This window comes from Lysobacter sp. CCNWLW3, from assembly GCF_036697405.1.
In the GTDB taxonomy this organism is placed as follows: domain Bacteria; phylum Pseudomonadota; class Gammaproteobacteria; order Xanthomonadales; family Xanthomonadaceae; genus Lysobacter.
Genome location: NZ_JBAHWA010000001.1, coordinates 670,403 through 686,945, shown reverse-complemented (window position 1 = coordinate 686,945; position 16,543 = coordinate 670,403). Strand labels below are relative to the sequence as shown.

Below are 16,543 nucleotides of genomic sequence, written 5' to 3'. Positions count from 1 at the left end.
TCCTACAAAAGGCTGTGCGTCGCCCCCAACAAAAACGCCGGGCCTGCGTACAGGCCCGGCGCGGTGCCGGCGAGGGGAGGGCCGGCGCGGGGGAGGGGCTCAGGCGGCCAGGCGTTGCGGCGCCAGCGCCGGGATCGCGGCATGGGCGGCGGCCAGCGCATCGGCGCGGTGCTGCGGCGAATACGCCACGCCTTCGGCACGCACGAACTCGACCTGGTCGATGCCCAGGAAACCGAACACCTGGCGCAGATAGGGCTCCTGGAAGTCGGTGGGCGCGCCGGTGTGGATGCCGCCGCGGCCGGTGGCGACGATCACGCGCTTGCCCTTGGCCAGGCCTTCCGGGCCGGCTTCGGTGTAGCGGAAGGTGCGGCCGGCGACGGCCACGCGGTCGATCCAGGCCTTCAGGGTCGAGCTGACGCCGAAGTTGTACATGGGCGAGCCGATCACGATCACGTCGGCGTCCAGGAACTGCTGGATCGCGCGTTCGCCCTCGTCGGCCTCGGCCGGATCCGCCTTGGCCAGGGTGCGGCCGGTAAGATGCGGGATCGGCTCGGCGTCCAGGTCGCGGTACTGGACCGACAGCGCCGGGATGGCGTCCTGCCAGCGCGCCACCACGGCCGCGCTAAGCTCGCGGGTCACGGAATTGGCGCCCAGGGCGCTGGAATCGATGTGCAGGAGTTTCATGGCTGGCCTCGGTGGGCGGTGGCGGCAACGCCGCGTTGAGGCACACTGTAGGTTGTTGCAAAAATAGGATAAAGCTGGTTTACTATCACTTACTGTTCTGAATTCGGAACTAATGCCATGCACGATCTCAACGACCTCTACTACTTCGCGATGGTCGTCGACCACGCCGGTTTCGCCGCCGCCGAGCGCGCCCTGGGCATCCCGAAATCGCGTCTGAGCCGCCGCATCAGCCAGCTCGAGACCGACCTGGGCGTGCGCCTGCTGCAGCGTTCCACGCGCCGCTTCGCCGTCACCGACGTCGGCAACAGCGTCTACCGCCACGCCCAGTCGATGCTGGCCGAGGCGCAGGCCGCGCGCGAAGTGGTGGACCGCCTCAGCGCCGAGCCGCGCGGCGTGATCCGGGTCAGCGTGCCGGTCGGCCTGGCCCAGCAGCAGTTGCCCAAGCTGCTGCCCGAATTCCTGGCCAAGTACCCGCAGGTGCGCGTGCAGCTGCACGTCAGCAACCGCCGCGTCGACATCATCAACGAAGGCATCGACGTCGCCTTGCGCGTGCGTTCCAAGCTGGACGACGACGGCAGCCTGGTGATGCGCAGCTTCGGCCAGATCCAGGAACTGCTGGTCGCCAGCCCCAAGTACCTGACTCGCATGGGCCGCCCCAAGAACCCCGACGAACTGGCCGACCACGTCACCCTAAGCATCAGCGAGGACGACGCCCGCCAGCGCTGGGAGCTGCACGGCCCCGACGGCGAAGTGCGCCGGGTCGAGCTCAAGCCGCGCGTGATGGGCTTCGATTTCCCGATGCTGATGGCGCTGGCCGAGCAGGGCGTGGGCATCACCCTGTTGCCGGAAACCGTCTGCGCCGAAGCCGTGCGCCGCGGCGAGCTGGAAGTGGTGCTGCCGAACTGGCGCCTGCCGCAGGGCATCTTCCACGCCGTGTTCGCCTCCCGACGCGGCTTGCTGCCGGCGGTGCGCGTGTTCATCGACTTCCTGGCCGAAAAGGCCCCGTCCCTGGTCGAGTCCGCGCGCCTGCAGTGCAGCGACATCAAGGGCGCCCCATGCCCCGACGGCGTCTCCAAGAACGACGCCAAGGCGCGCAGCAAGACCGCGGCGTGAGAGAATCCCGCGGCGCCGCCGGCCACGCCCGGCGCCGCGACCCCGCTACGGAGAGATGGCCGAGTGGTTTAAGGCAGCGGTCTTGAAAACCGCCGAAGGGTTAAACCTTCCGTGGGTTCGAATCCCACTCTCTCCGCCATGCTGTGGCGTAAATCTTTGTTCTATAAGATTTATCTGATTCTCGGCTTTTGAGGTAAGGGGAGCCTGAAGCATGGAGTGCCGACATGCTTCTATCGAATCTCCTGCAAGTTTGGCGGTACCCGTGAAGGCTCGCGTATAGATCTCTTGTACGGGAGACTTTGCCTGCCGGCGCCGAAGAGTTGCGTTCGCGACTTCCAGCAAGGAGCCTCGACCCATGCCTATCGCCTGTCGAATCGCAGTCGTCACGAGCAGCCTCTTGCTCATGCTGACCCATGCTCCGCTGCTGCGAGCCCAGGACGTCCTGGGCAAGGGAGGCGGGCTGGATGCGGGGCCCTTGTTCGATGAACTCGCTCGCATGGATAAGGCGCTGTTCGATGCCTCGTTCGTGCTATGCGATGCGGCCAAGGCCAATGCGATCTTTACCGAGGACGTCGAGTTCTATCACGACAAGGACGGCCTTTCGTCCGGCGAGCAAGTACGCGAGAACACCCGTCGCCTCACGGCCTCGTGTCCAGGCAAGCACGGCGTTACCCGGACCATCGTTCCGGGCAGCCTGCGGGTGTATCCGATCCAGGGCTACGGCGCGGCGCAGGTCGGGGTTCATCGCTTCGACGAACGCGGCGCGGCGACCAGCACGCTGGCCCGGTTCGTCAGCGTGTGGCGGTTGCAGGACAAGACCTGGCGCCTGGCCCGCATTCTCAGCCTCGACCATGAAACCGTCCCGGCCGCGGGAGCCGATCGCGACTGAGGCGCAGTAGGCGGACCGCCGCGTCGAGGCATTTCGCTTCGCCCTCGCGGATCGGCAGAGGCCTACTTCGCCAACATTCACCGACTGCCGATGACACAGGCTGCTAGGCTGCGGCTGGTGGCTCCGCGCTATATGCGCGATGCAAGGCTTGCATGAAGATCGGCGCTTCCGACAGCGAAGTGGGACCGATGCCGCTCACCGCGATTCCCGGCGTCCACGAGTTCATGACCGCAGCGCCCGCGAAACCCGATAGATCGGCCATCCGTACTTCCTGGGAACGTTGCGGCACGCCGAGCCCTTGCAGCTGCCGGCGCACGATGCCCATCGTCGTGCCGATCAGCATGTCGGCGATCGGCCACACCACGGCTTCGCCGTCCCAGAACGCCAGGTTCCAGATCGTGGCTTCGCTGAGGCGGCCGTGACGGTCGACGAAGGCGGCGTCGTCGAAGCCTTGTGCGACGGCCTCGCGCAGGTAGTGGGTTTTGGCGACTTCGCCTACGTGCTTCACGCTGGCGAGCGGGCGTTCGTAGTCGAACCTAGCGAGGCTTAGCGGGCCCGCAGGGCCGGTGGCGGCGGGGCTGGTGCGGATCAGGACTTCGGGCTCGATGTCGGCACCGGCTACGACGAATTCGCCGGCCGGCGAGTAGACCGTGGCGGTCAGCGAGAGTTCGGCCGGGCCGGCTGCGATGGCGCTGCGCAGGTAGGCGCGGATGCGCTCGTCGGGCAGGGCGCGGTCGTACATGCGCATCGATGCGGAACGCAGGCGGTCCAGGTGCAGGTCCAGGCCGCGGATCTTGCGGTCGCGGACTTGCATGGCGGTGAAGTGGGCGTGGCCGGCGAAGGCGAGCGGGGCGAGGGCGTCGGCGCTGGCGTCTTGGCCGTTGCGTTGAGTGACGAAAGCGGGTGAGGCGGTAGGCATGGCAGGCGCTCCAAGGAGGGGGCGCTGCAATGCAAACGGGGTAGCAATGCAGCGGTTCGATGGGGGCGACTATCCGCGCTAGTTTTGGTGTGGGGAAACGAATGTTTCTTGCAAGGCTTCAAGTTTTTCTTGAAGTTCGGAGTCGTCGTAACCGGAGGGCGTGGTCGCGGCTTGCGCCGCTCCTACAGGGGGCAGTTGGAGCGGTGAGGAGAGGACGGTCGGCGAGGCCGATTCAGTGCGCGATCGCGGCTTACGCCGCTTCCACAGAAAACAGTGGCGGCGTGGGAGGCTGGGCTGGCGACGTGGATCCGGTGGCGCGGTCGCGGCTCGCGCCGCTCCTGTTCCTGGATAGCTTTAGCGGCGACGTTGCGGGTGCGGCTATTTGCGGATATCGAAGCCGGGGTTGTCGTTGATCGAGCCGTCGGGTTCCAGCACCGCGTAGCGGCCGTCGGCGTGGAAGACCACCGGGATGGGCTCGCGGAACAGCGGGCGGCGCACGAAGCGCAGGGACCAGCGGAAATGCTCCAGCGTCGCCAGGGCGGCGAGTTGTTCGGGCGTGAGGCCTGAGCGCAGTTGCTCGTCGGTGGGCTCAGCGCTACGGCGGCGGTCCTTGTCCGGCATGTGGTGCGGCCCCGTGTGATGCCTGTCGTGGCGGGCGGTGTCGTGTCCCGGCACAGGATAGTGGGTGAAACGTGCCGATGGTGTAGCCCTGGCCGGCATGGAAGCATGGAATCGGCGGCGACGCTGCGAGATTGCGTAAAAGTTGTGACCTGAATCCTCAATCGATGCGCCTTCATCCGGGTGGGCCGGATCAGAGCTGGAACGCGACCGCGCGCACCGCGCCTTCCAGCAGGTCGGCGCCCATGCCGGCCGGGCGTGGCGCGTAGGCCTGCGATTCGTCGCGGCGGGCCTGGATCCAGTCCGCGAGCCAGTCGATCTCCTGGCGGCCATAGAACAGCACCGAGGCCTCGTGATTGAGGAACAGGCTGCGCAGGTCGAGGTTGATCGAACCGCACATGGCCAGGTCGTCGTCGAACACCACCGCCTTGGCGTGCAGCATGCGCGGATGCAGCCAGAAGCGCGCGCCGGCGGCGGCGAGTTCGCGCATGGAGCGGCGGCGGGCGAGGTCGGCCAGGCGGTGGTTGGAGCGCGCCGGCAGGACGATATCGACTTCGATGCCGCGCAGCGCGGCCAGCTTCAACGCCAGCTGCAGGCCGTCGTCGGGCACGAAGTAGGGCGTGACCGCGAGCAGGCGGCGACGCGCGCGAAAACCGCCCGCGAGCAGCAAGGCCTGGGCGCTGTCCTCAGGCAGCTCCGGGCCGCTGGGCAAAAATTGGGCGGCCGCGGTCGGGGCTTCGGACGGTTCGGGCGATGGCGCGGCCGGCGGCGGTTGCGGCTGGTGCCGGGCCTTGCGCCAGTCGCGTTCGAAACGGTCGGCGGCATCGGCGGCGACTCGGCCGTCCACGGTGAACGACAGGTCCAGCCAGGCCGGACGCCGCGGGCGGTCGAGGAAGTATTCGGCGGCCAGATTGCGGCCGCCGCTCCACAGGCGCTGGCCGTCGGCGATGGCGAGCTTGCGGTGATTGCGCAGATTGCGCGGCGCGCCGTCGGGGCGTTCCAGCAGGGCGCGGAAGAACGCGATCTCGGCGCCGCTGCGGCGCAGGGCACGCAACGCGGCGCGGTCGCTGCGCAGCGAGCCGACGCCGTCCAGCAGCAGCCGCACGCGCACGCCGCGTTGTCGCGCGGCGGCCAGGGCCTGCAGCACGCCCGCGCCGACTTCGTCGCCGCCGAGGATGAAGCTGCACACATCCAGACGCTCGTGCGCGCCGCCGATCAGGGCCAGCACGGAGGCGAGCGCGGCCGTGCCGTCGGCGTCGAAGCGGGTGCTGGCGCTGGCCGGCGTCGGCAGGCCCAGCGAGACCAGCAGTTCGGCGGCCCAATGCGCCTGCGGGCGGGTTTGCGCGCGCAGGTGCGCGCGCTCGCGCGTGAGCTTGCGGCGCCCGAATGCGAGGTAGAGCGGCAGGGCGACGTAGGGCAGCAGGGCCAGCGCGATCACCCAGGCGATCGCGGCCGCGGGCGCGCGGCGTTCCTGCGCGACGCGCGTGGTCAGCACGTAGATCAGCACCGCCAGCGCGGCGGCGGCCAGGTGCGCGAAGGTGCCCGTCAGCCAATGGAACATGCGTCTGCCTCGGCGCGAGCGCCGCGCCGGCGAAGGCCGGCGCGTGCGCGTTGCGGGCAATGTACACCGGCGCGTCGCGCCGCCGCGTCAGCGCGGTTCGAACAGCGCGTTGATCTGGGCGTAGGGCATGGCGGCGGCGGAAAGCGGCGCGGAATCGCCGTCGCGGAAGAAGCCGGTGGCCAGTTCGGCGGCGCGTGCGAACAGGGTCTGGGACAGGCCGGAGCCGGCGCTGAGACGGCGCACGCCCAATCGCGCCAGTTCCGCCGCGGCGGGCAGGCCGGGGCGCGCGAGCACGTTCACCGGCAGCGGCGTGCCGGCGACGACGACGGCGATCTCGGCCGATTCCTGGATACCGGGCACGAACAGGCCGTCGGCGCCGGCGTCGCGGTAGAGGCGTGCACGCGCCAGGGTCGCGCCGACGCGCTCGCCTTCGGGCGCGAGGCCGCGCAGGTAGATGTCGGTGCGCACGTTGACGAACACGTCGACGCCGGCCTGGGCGCAGGCGCGCTTGATCTGCTCGAGCTTGGCGCACAAGGCTTCGGGGCTGCCGGCGCCGTCTTCGAGGTTGATGCCGACCGCGCCCAGCGAGCCCAGACGCGCGATGGTGGCGCCGACCGCGATCGGATCGTCGGAATAGCCGCCTTCCGCGTCGACGGTAAGCGGCACGCGGATCGCGCGCGCGATGCTTTCGACCGCGGCGTACAGACGGTCCAGCGGCAGGTAGTCGCCGTCGGGGTAACCGTTCGCCCAGGCCAGGCCGGCGCTGGTGGTGGCGACGGCTTTCGCGCCCAGGCTTTCGATCAGGCGCGCGCTGCCGGCGTCCCAGGCGTTGGCGAGCAGGAGCAGGCCGTCCTGGTGCAGGCGGCGGAAGGTGGTGGCGTGGTCGGTCATGCGAGGCTCCGGGGGAGAGGGGATGCGGCCATGCTGACAGCTCGGCGCGATCGCGACTCGCCGGATTCGGACAGCGCCGTGGCGGCGGCGTCGCGATATGCGCGGCGGCGGATCGAGTGGCGCGGATTCGGATGGCGCAGGCCACGATAGCCTGCGCACCGTCGCTAGCGTGTGCGGCGTTTGCGAATTCGCCGCGGCGATTGCGATCAGCGCCCGCGGCGGATCGCGCCGCGAGCCCGCAGACGTTACGGCGCGGACTGCGCGTCCCAGCGGCGCAGCGCGCGTTCGACCGCATCGACGCCGCGCGCGGCCGCGACCGCGTCGATCTGGCCGACGGTGTCGGCGTCGCTGTGGATCACCTGCATCACTTTGGGCATAGGCTTGGGCTTCTTGCCGGCGAAGGCCTCCAGGGTCAGCGGAATCTCGTCGGCGCCGAGCAGCGAGTACGACACCGCCGGCCAGCCGGCCTTGAGGAAGGCCAGATGATCGGACGGCGGATACTTGTCGCCGGCGGACAGGCCGAGCCCGGTCTCGTCGCTGGCCGCGCGCGAGGCGGCGACCAGCGGCTGGTTCGGATCGGGCGTCATCAGCCACAGCGTGTCGCCCCAGCCGAACACGTCGAAATTGACGTACAGCGCGGGCTTGAGCTTGCCGTCGGCGACGTAGGCCTTGGCGCCGAGCAGGCCGCGCTCTTCCAGGTCCCAGAACGCGACCGCGACGCGATGGTGCTGCAGCGGTTCGCGCTTGAAGCGTTCGGCCAGGGCCAGCACGACCGCGCTGCCGGAGGCGTTGTCGGTCGCGCCGTGGCCGGCCTCGACCTTGTCCGAATGCGCACCCAGCAACAGCAGCGGCGCGTCGGCGGCGCCGGCGACATCGGCCAGCAGGTTTTCGCCGCTGTACTCGCCGCTGCTGAACGGCACGCCGCGCCACTGGATGCCCAGGCCGTGCAGGCGGCGTTGGATCACCGCGCGGCGATCGCCCGCGGCGGCGCTGCCGGACATCGCCTCCACGTCGGCCAGCCAGCTGGCGGCGGCGGGCTGGCTGGCGGCATCCACGCTCGGCGGTGGTGTCGCCGGCGTGATCGGCGCGGTTTGTGCGCACGCGGCGATCGCGAGACTGAGGGCGAGGACGACGAGACGGGTTTTGTGCGGCATTTGAGATCCTTTGCCTAACGAATTTGCTGGAGTTTGCACAGCGGCGGAATTGATCGAATGTGCCAAAGGTTCGCGCCTGCTTGCGTGCTCCGCGGGCGCCGCGTAGCCTCGTTCGCGGCAGGCCGCCGCGGCCGGGGACAGCATGACGATACGCGTTTACCTTGTCGACGATCATGCGCTGGTGCGAACCGGCATGCGCATGATCTTGTCGGCGGAAACCGACATCGAGGTGGTCGGCGACGCCGAGAGCGGCGAGATCGCCTTGCCCGAAATCCGCAAGCTGCGTCCCGACGTGGTGCTGTGCGATCTGCATCTGCCCGGCTACAGCGGGCTGGAAGTGACCGAGCGCGTGATCATCGTGTCGGTGCTGGAGGACGGGCCGATGCCGCAGCGCCTGCTCGCGGCCGGCGCCTCGGGCTATGTCAACAAGGGCGGCGACGCCGCCGAGCTGTTGCGCGCGGTGCGCGAGGTGTCGCGCGGCAAGCGTTACCTGGCGACCACGATCGCGCAGAACATGGCCTTGGCCAAGGTCGACGGCGGCGCCTCGCCGTTCGACGAACTGTCGCCGCGCGAGATCGAGATCGCGCTGCTGCTGGTGCAGGGCCTGCGCCAGGAAGAGATCGCCAAGCGTCTTAGCCTCAGCGCCAAGACCGTGAACACCCACAAGACGCGTCTGTTCGCCAAGCTGGCGGTGGCCGACACGATCGCGCTGGCGCGCCTGGCCGGCCAATACGGCCTGGCCGATCCGGCTAACGCGTTGTAAGGCGAGTGGCGGTTACGGCGGCACGGGCCCGCCGCTCATGGTTCGACAGGCTCGCCACGAACGGCTCAAAGAGCGACGACGCAACTCTCTCTTCCTCCCCCTTTGGAAAAGGGGGATTGAGGGGGATTTGCTTTTGCACCTGCGCGGGCCTGCCGCTCATGGTTCGACACGCTCACCACGAGCGGCTCGGAAGGCCCGGCGAATTCCTGTCCGGAGGTCAGCCCCCCAAAACGGAAACGGGCCGCATTGAGCGGCCCGTTCCCTGACGCATTGCGAGCCCAGCCGATCAGGCCTGGCGGTCGCCTTCCTTGGGCTCGTCTTCCGCATCGGCCTGGCCTTCGACCGCGGCGTCGGCCGGAGCCGGTGCCGCCGGGCGCTGCGGCTGCGGCACCGGGTCGAACAGGCTGGCGGTGTGCGGCACCGACGGCGCGGCGTCGCTGCGCTTGTCGGCGTCGATCGCGACCGGCGTTGCGGCGGCGTCCAGTTTGGGCTCGACCGGCGGGACCACCACCGGCGTCTCGACCACGGTCTCCTCGACCGGTACCGGTGCCGGCACGAGCTCGTCTTCGACCACGACCGGGGCCACGACTTCGGGCTCGACCACGACGGCGGCGGGCGTCACCGCGGCCGGCTCGTCGGCCTTGGGCGCGGCCGGCTGGGCGTACTGCGGCGCAGTCACGACCGGCGCGGGCGCTTCGTAGGCCTTCGGCTCGTAGGCCTTCGGCATTTCGTCAGCCTTCGGAGCCTCATAGGCCTTCGGCGCTTGGTAAGCCTTAGGCGCTTCATAGGCCTTCGGCGCTTCGCTGACCGCGTCGGCCTTGCGGCTGGCTTCCACTGCGGCGGCCGCAGGCGCGATCGCTTCCGCGGCGGCGGCAGCCGGCGTCGGCTCCACGACCGTTGCGCTGGCGGCCGGGCTGGCGGTGGCCGGCTCGATCGCCGTCGGTGCGGCGGCGGCCGGGGCTGCCGGCGTCGGCGCGCCAGCCTTCGGCGGCACCGGCTCGAGCTCGTCGGCGGGCAGGTCGAAACGCGCGCGTCCGTGGATCTCGGCCGGCTTGCTCTCGGCGGCGAACGAGGGCGCGACCGCAGCGGCGGCGGCGACCGGCGCCGCGTTGGCGACGGCGGACGCAGCGGAAGGCGCGGCGGCCGGCTTGGCCGGAGCCGAGCTGTCGTCGTCGAAGTCGAACTCGGGCTGCGAGCGGTTCGCGGCCTCGACCGCGGGCGCGCCCGGCTCGTCGCCGGCGTCGTCGTCTTCGTCGTTCAAGACGTCGTCGTGCAGCTGCGACTCGCCGGCGGCGCCGGCTTCGCCCGCACCGCGACGACGGCGGCGACCGCCGCGACGGCCGCGACGGCGGCGACCGCCGCCTTCGCCGGCGGCGTCGTCGGCCGCGGCGCCGTTCTCGTTGCTGGTGTTGACGGCGGCTTCGCGCTTGATGGTTTCCTCGGCGGCCACGGCTTCGCCGGTCGCGGCTGCGACGGCGGGCAGGGCGGCGGCGATCGCGGCTGCGTTCAGCGCTTCGGTGTCGGCCTTGGGCGGCTGCGGAGCGGCCGGCTTGGGCTCGCGCGGCGGACGCGGGGCGTTGTTGGCCTGCGCCTGCTGCTGGGCATGGCCCGCGCGCTGCTCTTCGCCCTGCGGCGGCAGCGGCTTGGGCGGCTTGGGCTGCTGGGCCTGCTGCTGCTTGGGCGGGTTCTGCGGCTGCTGTTGCTTGGCCGGCTGCTCCTGCTTGCCGCGGTTGGCCTGCGGCTGGCCGCCTTGGGCCTGCTGGGCCTGCGGCTTGTCGCGGCGCTGCTCGTCGCGGCGGCCGCCGTCGCGGCCGCCCTTGCCGTTGCGGCCTTCGTTGCGGCCGTCGCGGCGCTGGCCGCCGTTGCGGTCGCCGCGCTCGCTGCGGCCGCGGCCGTCCTGCGCGCGCGCGGCCGGAGCCGGCGCGGCCGGGGCAGCGGGTTCGCCGCCGCGGAAGAAGTTGAGGATGCGGCCGAACACGCCGACCTGCGGCGGCGCCACCACCACCGGCGCCGGCACCGCGAAGGCGGCCACGGCCGGCTCTTCGCGCGGCTCGCGCATCGGCGCGGGCTGGGCCGGCTTGACGTTGGTCACCATCGGCGCATCCGGGATGTTCAGATGGGCCTTGGTCAGGGCGTGGGTCGGCAGCTTGCGCGGGGTGCCGCGCTGGTAGCTGGGCTTGCTGGACTCTTCGCCCAGCTCGTTCTCGCGGATGCGGGTGACCTCGTAGTGCGGGGTCTCCAGCTGGTCGTCGGCGACGATCACGATCGGCGAATCGTGGCGCTGCTCGATCTCGCTCAGGGCGCGGCGCTTTTCGTTGAGCAGGTAGTTGGCGATCTCGGTCGGCGCCTGCACCAGCACCTGGCCGGTGTTCTCCTTCATCGCATGCTCTTCGGCCACGCGCAGGATCGACAGCGACAGCGACTCGACGCTGCGCATGCGGCCGTGGCCGTCGCAACGCGGGCAGACCAACTGGCTGGACTCGCCCAGCGAGGGGCGCAGGCGCTGGCGGCTGAGTTCGAGCAGGCCGAAGCGCGAGATGCGGCCGATCTGGACGCGCGCGCGGTCCTGCTTGAGGGCGTTCTGCAGCTTGTTCTCGACCTCACGCTGGTGGCGGTTGGACGACATGTCGATGAAGTCGATCACCACCAGGCCGCCGAGGTCGCGCAGGCGCATCTGGCGCGCGACCTCCTCGGCCGCCTCCAGGTTGGTGTTGAACGCGGTTTCTTCGATGTCGCCGCCCTTGGTGGCGCGCGCCGAGTTCACGTCGACCGCGGTCAGGGCCTCGGTCTGGTCGATCACCAGGGCGCCGCCGGAGGGCAGGCGCACGGTGCGCTCGTAGGCGTTTTCGATCTGCGATTCGATCTGGAAGCGGTTGAACAGCGGGGTATCGTCGCTGTACTTCTTCAGCTTGCGCAGGTTGTGCGGCATGACCTGTTCGACGAAATCGCGCGCTTCGGCGTACATCTCGTCGGTGTCGACCAGGATCTCGCCGATGTCCGGACGCATGTAGTCGCGCAGGGCGCGGATGATCAGGCGCGATTCCTGGTAGATCAGGAACGGCGAGGGCTTGCTCAGGGCGCCCTCGGCGATCGACTTCCAGACCTGCAGCAGGTAGTCCAGGTCCCACTGCAGCTCTTCGGCGTCGCGGCCGACGCCGGCGGTGCGGATGATCACGCCCATGTCGTCGGGGATGGCCAGCTTGTCCATCGCCTCCTTGAGGGCGGCGCGGTCGTCGCCCTCGATCCGGCGCGAGACGCCGCCGGCGGTGGGCGAGTTGGGCATCAGCACCATGTAGCGGCCGGCCAGGGAGATGAACGTGGTCAGGGCGGCGCCCTTGTTGCCGCGCTCTTCCTTGTCGACCTGGACCACCACTTCCTGGCCTTCGCGCAGGAGTTCGCGCAGGCCGGCCTTGTTATGGTCGACGCCGGCCTGGAAATAGTCGCGGGAGATTTCCTTCAACGGCAGGAAGCCGTGGCGCTCGGCGCCGTATTCCACGAACGCCGCTTCGAGCGAGGGCTCCAGGCGGGTGATGCGGCCCTTGTAGATATTGGACTTCTTCTGTTCCTTGGCCGGTTGTTCGATGTCGATGTCGTACAGGTTCTGGCCGTCGACGATTGCGACGCGCAGTTCTTCCGCCTGCGTCGCATTGATCAGCATGCGCTTCATTGTTGCGTTCCTCGCGCGCTCTACCGCGCGGAACGCCATGGCGTTTCGCTATCTGGGAACCGAAGCCCCGCCGTCGCGGCCTGTACGCAGCAGGGCGGCGAACCGCTCTGCGCCCGGCGCGCGCCGGCGAAACTTCCACTACCAGCGCTTCTACACCACGGCACGCCGCGGGAGCGCTTGTTTCTTTGTTGCCTGACTTTCGGACCGGCGACGCGAACGTCGCTCGGGGCGGGGGCCCGGCGGCGGCCTTCGGTCTGAACCTTGGCGCCGCACGGGTCGTGTTCATCGCGATGGCGTCGCCCCTGCGGGAGAACCACCGGGCGAGGGCGGGTTCCGCCGGACCGTCGCTGCTAACATGGCTACCCCGTGGGCAGTGGTTAGACGCGGACCGGAATCGCGAGGAGGGGCTTTCGGCCCAATCCTGCGGTCATGCCCTTCTGGCGCGACCTGCAGGACAACTCCCAGCGAAATCAAAACCTTATCTCGCGTCGCGAGTGTAACAGATAACGCTTTCCGGATGACCTCTCCAGCCAACACCGCCACGGGCCCCGGGGCCCGCACTATTCGTGTGCCAGACGACCGTGAAGGTCAGCGGCTCGACAACTTCTTGCTCGGCCAGCTCAAGGGAGCGCCCCGTTCATTAATTTATAAGCTGGTCCGCTCGGGTCAGGTCCGGGTCAACGGCGGCCGCGCCAAGGCCGAGCGCAAGCTCGAGGCCGGCGACGAGGTGCGCATTCCGCCGGTCCGTCTCAGCGAGGTCGGAGAAAAGGCTTCGCCGCCCAAGGGCTTCATGGACGCCCTGGACGCGGCCATCGTGTTCGAGGACGCGCGCCTGCTGGCCCTGAACAAGCCCTCGGGCGTGGCCAGCCACGGCGGCAGCGGGATCAGCTTCGGCGCCATCGAGACCCTGCGCGCGCTGCGCCCGGGCCAGACCCTGGAGCTGGTCCACCGCCTGGACCGCGACACCTCGGGGCTGCTGATCGTGGCCAAGAAGCGTTCCGCCCTGACCGAGATGCAGGCCCTGATGCGCGAGGACGGCGGTATCGCCAAGCGCTACCTGGCCTTGCTGACCGGGCGCCTGCCCGACGGGGTCATGAGCGTGGACGCGCCGCTGCACATCGGCCTGCGCCAGGGCGGCGAGCGCCACGTTCAGGTCCACCGCGACGGCAAGGCCTCGCTGAGTCACTTCAAGGTGCTGGAGCGGCGCGGCGGGCAGTCCTATTGCGAGGTCCGGATCGAGACCGGCCGCACCCACCAGATCCGCGTCCACGCCCAGCACATCGGCCACGCCGTGGCCGGCGACGACAAGTACGGCGACCCCGAGGCCAACAAGCGCCTGCGCGACCAGGCCGGGCTGCGCCGGCTGTTCCTGCATGCCTCGACCCTGGAGTTCGCGCTGGACGGCGGCCGCGAGCCGTATCTGTTGAATGCGCCGCTGGCCCCGGAGCTGATCGAGGTGCTGGATCGCTTGGCTTGAGCGAGCGGGTCAGTGGTCCGCCAGGGAGTGATGCGCCTTGGCGGCCAGGTAGCAGTCCACGCACACCATCGCGACGGCGTTGAACGCCAGGAAGGCCTCGGTCATACCGCCTTCCTCTTCGAATTTGGCTTCGCAGGCATGGCACCAGGCCTGAAGGTCGTTCGGGTCGCCGCTGTTCTCGATGAATCCCGCGCGGGGGCGGTCGCTGCCGCCGAGCATGTGACCGCAGACCACGGTGGCGATGCGCTGGCCATGCTCGCCGCAATTGAGCATTAGCGGTTCGGTGTCGCTGCTCATGGTCGTCTCTCTTCGCTGGTAGCGTTCCCTCGACGCGCCTCGATCGGCGTGGCGCTGCGGCGAGGCGTGGCGAAGCCGAGGTGGCTGAACGTCGCCGTCCGCGTGGTGCGTGGCCGGCGGCGCTTCAGCGCACCTCGAATTCCTGGTGGCCGCGCAGCTCGCCGTCGATCAGCACGTCCAGCGCGTAGCGGCCCGGCGGCAGCGGCTTAGGCGTCGCCACCTCGACGGCGCTGCGGCGCTCGCGTTCCGACCGTGGCAGCGCGCGGCGCTCCTCGTGGATCAGGGCCTCCGACTGCGGCGGTACGGCGAGGCGGCGCCATTGCAGCTGTGCTTCCAGCGCGGCGGGCACGTACAGCTCGATGCGCGCACTCACCGGCGCCACGGCTTCGGTGTCGAACAGGGTGACGTCTACGCGCCGGCAGTACTCGCGCGGCTGCTGATCCAGCACGAACTCCACCGGCAGGCGGACACGCGAGGCGACCGGCTCGCCGTTGACGATTTCGGCCTGCCAGCGCGCCTTGCGCACCGCTTCCATCGCCGCGCGGTCGAGTTCGCGGCTGCGCGTGCTGCGTTCGACCTCGACGTCCTGCACCTGATCGTCGGCGCCGATGGTGACGATCAGGGTCACGGTCCCGTGCACGCCCAGGCAGACTTGGTCGCGCGGATAGGTCGGCATCACGCTGGAAAGCGCGGCGACCGGGCGCTGCGGCTTGCCCGGGTCGATCGCGACCGGCGGTGTCGGCGGCGGTGGCGGCGGGGTCGGCGCTTGCGCGTTCGCGCCGTGGGCGAGCAGGGCGAACGCGAGCAGCGCCGCGGAGCGGAGCGGACGAACGGACATGGTGACGAGATCTCCCCGGAACTCGTGGCGGGACGGCGGCGATGATCTCGCCGATGAAGAGGCGCGGGCTCCGGCGCCGGTACGGCCTTGCGGCGGGCCGTGCGCGTTGCGCGCCGCACGGCCGCTTGCCCGGGCTGGCGCGCGGCCCGGGCTCAGAGCGTGTTCTTCTTTTCCTCGTCGTACACGAAGCACGACTCCGGACGCACCGCCGGCGGGGCGAAGGTCACAGGCACCTGGATCGAGACCGGCGTGGGTTTGCCGCCGCGGGTGGCGGCGCGGAAGGTCCAGCCGCGCACCGCCGCGACCGCGGCGTCGTCGAGCTGCTTGGTCTTGCTGGTCTGGACGATGCGGATGTCGGTGGGCTTGCCTTCCACGCCGATGGTGACCTTCAGCACGACCTGGCCGCCGATGTCCTCGCAACCCAATTCCATCGGATAGGCGGGCGGCGGCGTGTTCACCGCGAGCGGCTCGGTCGAGCGCACGATCGGTTCCTCGGCGGGCTTGTGGCAGGCGGCGAGCAGCGTGCTCAGGGCCAGCGCCGCGGCCAGGGCGCGCAAAGGGATGAGGCGGAACGGGGCTGGGCTGGTCATGGCGGCGGTCAACCGGTGAGGGCGTCGGCTTTGGCGGCGCAGATGAAGTCGTTTTCGCTGAGCCCGCCGACGTCGTGGGTGGAATAACGCACCACGCAGCGGTCGTAATGCACGCCCAGGTCGGGGTGGTGGTCCTCGCGATGGGCCATGAAGGCCAGCGCATTCACGAAGGCCATGGTGCGGTAGTAATCGTCGAAGCGGAAGGTACGCACCAGCGCGTGGCCGTCTTCGGCCAGCTCCCAGCCCGGCACTTCCGGCAGCAGTTCGCGCACGCGCGCCTCGCTGAGGCGGTGTTCGCTGCCGCGGCGGGCCAGGCAGTGCGCCTGGGCGAGGGGGATCAAGTCGTTCATCGGTCTTGCGCTCCTTGCGGGGGCGGGGCGCGGGTCCGTTCGGGCTTGCCTGAATGGAACTCGCAACACCGGCCGCCGCGGCCGTCGGGGTGTGTCTTCACATGACACGGACCCCGTTAGAATAGCCCCATGATCAACATTTCCGAATCGGCGCAGACCCATTTCCGCAAGCTGATCGAGCGCGAGGCGCTGCCCGGTCTGGGCGTGAAGCTGTCTGCGGTGCATGCGGGCACGCCGCGCGCCGACGTGCGCCTGGAGTTCGCCGAGCCCGGCGACCTGTCCGGCGACGAGTGGGCGATCGACTGCGACGGCTTCACCTTGTGGCTGGAAGCGGTCAGCGTGCGCTACCTGGACGGCGCCGAGATCGACTACGAAACCATGGCCACCGGCGGCCAGCTGCAGATCCGCGCGCCCAAGATCAAGGGCGAGGCGCCGGCCGAGTCGGCCTCGCTGGTCGAGCGCGTGCACTGGCTGGTCGAGCACGAGATCAATCCGCAACTGGCCGAGCACCGCGGCAACGTGTCGGTGCAGGAAGTGACCGCCGACGGCGTGGTGCTGCTGCGCTTCGGCGGCGGCTGCCACGGCTGCGGCATGGCCGACGTCACCCTCAAGCAGGGCATCGAGAAGACCCTGATGAGCAAGGTGCCCGGCGTGACCGCGGTGCGCGACGCCACCGACCACGACAGCGGCGACGCCCCGTACATCCGCCGCGATAGCGCGGCCTGATCCCGG

Annotated in this window: 15 protein-coding genes, 1 tRNA gene and 1 pseudogene; 6 read left to right on the top strand and 11 right to left on the bottom strand. The window is 69.9% G+C overall.

Annotation, left to right across the window (positions count from 1 at the left end):
• Window positions 1-99 precede the first annotated feature (99 nt).
• Entirely contained in the window at window positions 100-684 is a 585-nt protein-coding gene (locus V1318_RS03085) for an NAD(P)H-dependent oxidoreductase (protein WP_332937588.1), read from the bottom strand.
• Window positions 685-801: 117 nt separating this feature from the next.
• Between V1318_RS03085 and V1318_RS03080 the strand changes: the two are divergent.
• The 3 genes and pseudogenes from V1318_RS03080 to V1318_RS03070 all read left to right on the top strand — a co-directional run.
• Window positions 802-1,680 (top strand): annotated as a pseudogene (locus V1318_RS03080) (LysR family transcriptional regulator); the annotation flags it as partial.
• A 166-nt stretch (window positions 1,681-1,846) separates the two neighbouring features.
• Window positions 1,847-1,936 (top strand) — tRNA-Ser (locus V1318_RS03075).
• Window positions 1,937-2,200: 264 nt separating this feature from the next.
• A complete protein-coding gene (locus V1318_RS03070; protein ID WP_332938316.1) occupies window positions 2,201-2,686 on the top strand; it encodes a nuclear transport factor 2 family protein in 486 nt (161 codons plus the stop codon).
• Between the two features lie 103 nt (window positions 2,687-2,789).
• Here V1318_RS03070 and V1318_RS03065 read toward each other — a convergent pair whose 3' ends face one another.
• The 5 genes from V1318_RS03065 to V1318_RS03045 form a co-directional block, all read right to left on the bottom strand.
• Entirely contained in the window at window positions 2,790-3,605 is an 816-nt protein-coding gene (locus tag V1318_RS03065) for an aminotransferase class IV family protein (protein ID WP_332937585.1), read from the bottom strand.
• Window positions 3,606-3,983: 378 nt separating this feature from the next.
• Entirely contained in the window at window positions 3,984-4,226 is a 243-nt protein-coding gene (locus V1318_RS03060) for a hypothetical protein (RefSeq protein WP_332937582.1), read from the bottom strand.
• 190 nt (window positions 4,227-4,416) lie between these two features.
• The gene (locus V1318_RS03055) at window positions 4,417-5,784 is read right to left on the bottom strand and encodes a phospholipase D-like domain-containing protein (protein ID WP_332937580.1); all 1,368 of its coding nucleotides are present in this window, start codon (window positions 5,782-5,784) and stop codon (window positions 4,417-4,419) included.
• Between the two features lie 87 nt (window positions 5,785-5,871).
• Window positions 5,872-6,675 carry an isocitrate lyase/phosphoenolpyruvate mutase family protein gene (locus V1318_RS03050; protein WP_332937578.1) on the bottom strand — a complete coding sequence of 268 codons (804 nt, stop codon included), beginning with the start codon at window positions 6,673-6,675 and terminating at the stop codon, window positions 5,872-5,874.
• A 245-nt stretch (window positions 6,676-6,920) separates the two neighbouring features.
• Window positions 6,921-7,829, bottom strand: a complete 909-nt coding sequence (locus V1318_RS03045; protein ID WP_332937576.1) for a M28 family peptidase — start codon at window positions 7,827-7,829, stop codon at window positions 6,921-6,923.
• Between the two features lie 142 nt (window positions 7,830-7,971).
• Here V1318_RS03045 and V1318_RS03040 point away from each other — a divergent pair, with 142 nt between their 5' ends.
• Entirely contained in the window at window positions 7,972-8,592 is a 621-nt protein-coding gene (locus V1318_RS03040) for a response regulator (RefSeq protein ID WP_332937575.1), read from the top strand.
• 286 nt (window positions 8,593-8,878) lie between these two features.
• Here V1318_RS03040 and V1318_RS03035 read toward each other — a convergent pair whose 3' ends face one another.
• Window positions 8,879-12,250 carry an Rne/Rng family ribonuclease gene (locus tag V1318_RS03035; protein WP_332938314.1) on the bottom strand — a complete coding sequence of 1,124 codons (3,372 nt, stop codon included), beginning with the start codon at window positions 12,248-12,250 and terminating at the stop codon, window positions 8,879-8,881.
• 526 nt (window positions 12,251-12,776) lie between these two features.
• On the opposite strand from V1318_RS03035, the gene V1318_RS03030 reads away from it, so the two are divergent.
• The gene (locus V1318_RS03030) at window positions 12,777-13,736 is read left to right on the top strand and encodes an RluA family pseudouridine synthase (RefSeq protein WP_332937573.1); all 960 of its coding nucleotides are present in this window, start codon (window positions 12,777-12,779) and stop codon (window positions 13,734-13,736) included.
• 9 nt (window positions 13,737-13,745) lie between these two features.
• On the opposite strand, the gene V1318_RS03025 is transcribed toward V1318_RS03030, so the two are convergent.
• From V1318_RS03025 to V1318_RS03010, 4 genes are all read right to left on the bottom strand, one after another.
• On the bottom strand, window positions 13,746-14,033 hold the full coding sequence (locus tag V1318_RS03025; RefSeq protein ID WP_332937572.1) for a hypothetical protein: 288 nt from the start codon (window positions 14,031-14,033) through the stop codon (window positions 13,746-13,748).
• A 124-nt stretch (window positions 14,034-14,157) separates the two neighbouring features.
• A complete protein-coding gene (locus V1318_RS03020; RefSeq protein WP_332937571.1) occupies window positions 14,158-14,871 on the bottom strand; it encodes an energy transducer TonB in 714 nt (237 codons plus the stop codon).
• Window positions 14,872-15,023: 152 nt separating this feature from the next.
• Window positions 15,024-15,461, bottom strand: a complete 438-nt coding sequence (locus tag V1318_RS03015) for an energy transducer TonB (RefSeq protein ID WP_332937569.1) — start codon at window positions 15,459-15,461, stop codon at window positions 15,024-15,026.
• A gap of 8 nt (window positions 15,462-15,469) precedes the next feature.
• Complete coding sequence (locus tag V1318_RS03010; RefSeq protein ID WP_056175111.1) at window positions 15,470-15,811, bottom strand: 4a-hydroxytetrahydrobiopterin dehydratase; 342 nt, start codon at window positions 15,809-15,811, stop codon at window positions 15,470-15,472.
• A gap of 129 nt (window positions 15,812-15,940) precedes the next feature.
• On the opposite strand from V1318_RS03010, the gene V1318_RS03005 reads away from it, so the two are divergent.
• Window positions 15,941-16,537, top strand: coding sequence for an NfuA family Fe-S biogenesis protein (locus V1318_RS03005; RefSeq protein WP_332937566.1), 597 nt, complete (start codon window positions 15,941-15,943; stop codon window positions 16,535-16,537).
• The last annotated feature ends 6 nt before the right edge of the window (window positions 16,538-16,543 follow it).